The following is a 3,134-nucleotide window of genomic DNA, read 5'->3' on the forward strand; positions in this document are numbered from 1 at the left end:
TTTGAATTCCGTAGAACATTCCCGAATCCATATTGCTTTTTACTTTTAAAATGGCATCGATGAATTTTGAATTCCCCAAAACCATTCCAACGCGCCAACCTGCCATATTGAAGGTTTTGCTTAATGAATTTAACTCTAAAGCAATTTCTTTTGCGCCTTCAACTTGCAAAATTGAAATCGGATTATCGTTTAAAACAAAACTATACGGATTGTCGTTTACAATTAGAATATGATGTTTTTTTCCAAAATCAATTAGTTTTTTATACAATTCTAAAGTTCCGTTTGCGCCTGTTGGCATGTGCGGATAACAAACCCACATTAACTTTACTTTTGATAAATCTGCTTTTTCTAATGCTTCAAAATCGGGTTGCCAATTGTTGTCTTCTTTCAAATCGTAGTAAACCGCTTTTGCCTGAACCAATTCAGTTACAGAAGCATATGTTGGATAACCTGGATTTGGAATTAAAACTTCGTCGCCTTCGTTTAAAAAAGCCAATGAAATGTGCATAATTCCTTCTTTGGAACCCATTAGTGGTAACATTTCTAGATTAAAATCTAAGTCAACATCAAATTGATTTTTATAAAAAGTAGCAAAACCTTGACGCAATTCTGGCAATCCTTGATAACTTTGATATTCGTGTGCTTTGTCATCAAACATTGCGTTTTGAATGGCTTCAATCACAGAAGAATGTGGTGCCAAATCTGGACTTCCAATTCCCATATTGATGATTGGTTTTCCATCGGACATTAATTGTCGTACTTCTTTCAATTTTCTTGAGAAGTAGTATTCTTGTACGGTTTCTAATCTTTTTGCTGTTGTAATCATATTTTTATACGAATCATACGAATTTTCACGAATTCATACTTTTAAAAATTTCACTAATTGAATTTTGATATTATAATTGACATTTGTTATTGCTTTTTACTCTTGTATTCACCTAAAACCTTGAAATGATTGGTCATTATTTGTAAAATTTTGACCGCTTTTTCATAATGTTTGTACTTTTCAAAAACTACATCTACAAAAAATGAATATTGAAAAGGTGTTTCTATTATTGGCATCGATTGGATTTTTGTTAGGTTCAATTTGCAATTTGTCATTACATTTAAAACGGTTGCCAAACTTCCTGGCGTATCATCTAATTCAAATTTCAATGATGCTTTATTTATTTCTTCTTTTGTCAATTGACTTTCTTCTTTACTCAGAATAAAAAATCGGGTCATGTTATTGTTTACAGTTTGAATTTCGGGTGCAATTATATTTAAATCGTACATTTCTGCTGCGACTTTACTTCCTATTGCGGCGATTCCTTTTATTTGATTTTGATGAATTCTTCTTGCGGTTTCCGCGGTATCTTTATCTTCAACCAACTTTATATGTGGATGCTTTTTTAAGAAATCCATGCATTGCAATAATGCCATAGGATGCGAATGTACTTCTTGAATTTCTTCCAATTTTTGTCCGTTTAAGACCATTAAGTTTTGAATAATATCTAAATAATATTCACCAATAATGTGCAAATTGTTCTTATCAATTAAGGCGTAATTTGGAATTATTGAACCTGCAATAGAGTTTTCAATTGCCATAACAGCTTGTTGCGAATTGTTATTCAACAAACTGTCAGTCAATGCTTCAAATGATAAACATTCGTCAACTTGAACATTTTCTTGAAAATATTCTAGAGCAACTTGATGATGAAACGATCCTTTAATTCCTTGTATGGCTACTTTTTCTTTCATGTTGTTTTGGAACCATTAACAGATTAAGAAAATTAAGTGTTTTATTGCTTAATGAAACTTACTATCTTGAAGGTTTAATTAGATTTTGGTCAAAAAAAAATCCCGATTTGCATCGGGATTACTATTTATGTTTTTTATATAAATTACTTCTTTACATAACACAATAACAATCCCTGTTTCTTCCAAAAAAAGAAATAAGAAAAGTTGTTATAATATGTTGCGAAAATTGCGCTCATTGTTGTTTTTTATGTTTTGCTAAAGTAACAAAAAATGTTACACAAGTATAATTTATTTAAAAAAAGTTACGGAATCGTTTTCGTGGAGTTATTTTTTGACACGAATTTCACGAATTNNCACTTTAAATTTCCTTAAGTATTTATTACATTTGCTACAAATAATAAGACATGTCAATAGAAGTTCAAAATATTTCAAAGAGTTATGGTGCTCAAAAAGCATTGGATAATGTTTCGTTTTCTGTAAAGAAAGGTGAAATTGTAGGTTTCCTTGGTCCGAATGGTGCTGGAAAATCTACGTTGATGAAAATTTTGACTACTTACATTAATTCTGATGAAGGTTCGGCTTCGGTAAATGGGAATGATGTAAATACAAATCAAAAAGCGGTACAACTTTCTGTGGGTTATTTGGCAGAACACAATCCGTTGTATCTGGATTTGTATGTTCGTGAATATTTAGAATTTAATGCTGATGTTTATAAAGTAGCTAAATCACGAATTGAAGAAGTAATTGAATTGACTGGTTTAACGCCAGAAAGTCATAAAAAAATTGGACAATTGTCTAAAGGTTACCGTCAAAGAGTTGGATTGGCAACCGCATTATTACACAATCCTGACGTTTTGATATTGGACGAACCAACTACAGGTTTAGATCCAAATCAGTTGGTAGAAATTAGAAATGTGATTAAAAACGTTGGTAAAAATAAAACGGTTTTTCTTTCTACACACATTATGCAAGAAGTGGAAGCCATTTGCGATAGAGTAATTATCATCAATAACGGAAAAATTGTTACTGACAAAAAACTTGACAAACTGGTTTCGGATATTGTGGAACAAGTGATTGAAGTTGAATTTGATAAAGTTGTAAATGAAGCATTATTTACTGCTTTCGCCGATTTAAAATCTACAAAAAACACCCACGATAATGTTTGGGAATTAACTTTTGAAACCGAAGAAGACAAACGTCCAGCAGTTTTTGATTTTGCTCAAAGCAATGGTTTACGTGCACTTCAATTGTCGTTGAAAAGTAAAAACTTGGAACAGATTTTTAGAGAGAAGACTTCTAAGAAGTAGTTTGCAGGTTGCAGATTGCAGGTTGCAGATTGCCTGTCTCTTATACACATCTCCGAGCCCACGAGACTAAGGCGAATCGCGTCTTTG

3 protein-coding genes are annotated in these 3,134 nt (G+C 31.9%); 1 reads left to right on the forward strand and 2 read right to left on the reverse strand.

The window, feature by feature from the left end; all coding sequences use genetic code 11:
- A partial coding sequence (locus DIU01_RS06310; protein WP_290832611.1) for an aminotransferase class I/II-fold pyridoxal phosphate-dependent enzyme occupies positions 1–826 on the reverse strand: 826 nt, incomplete at its 3' end.
- A gap of 86 nt (positions 827–912) precedes the next feature.
- Positions 913–1,740, reverse strand: coding sequence for a prephenate dehydratase (locus DIU01_RS06315; protein WP_290832613.1), 828 nt, complete (start codon positions 1,738–1,740; stop codon positions 913–915).
- Positions 1,741–2,144: 404 nt separating this feature from the next.
- Between DIU01_RS06315 and gldA the strand changes: the two genes are divergently transcribed.
- Positions 2,145–3,047: a gliding motility-associated ABC transporter ATP-binding subunit GldA gene (gene gldA / locus DIU01_RS06320; protein ID WP_290832615.1), complete on the forward strand. Its 903-nt coding sequence runs from the start codon at positions 2,145–2,147 to the stop codon at positions 3,045–3,047.
- Positions 3,048–3,134 lie beyond the last annotated feature (87 nt).

The organism is Flavobacterium sp. (assembly GCF_003525665.1).
In the GTDB taxonomy this organism is placed as follows: Bacteria; Bacteroidota; Bacteroidia; order Flavobacteriales; family Flavobacteriaceae; genus Flavobacterium.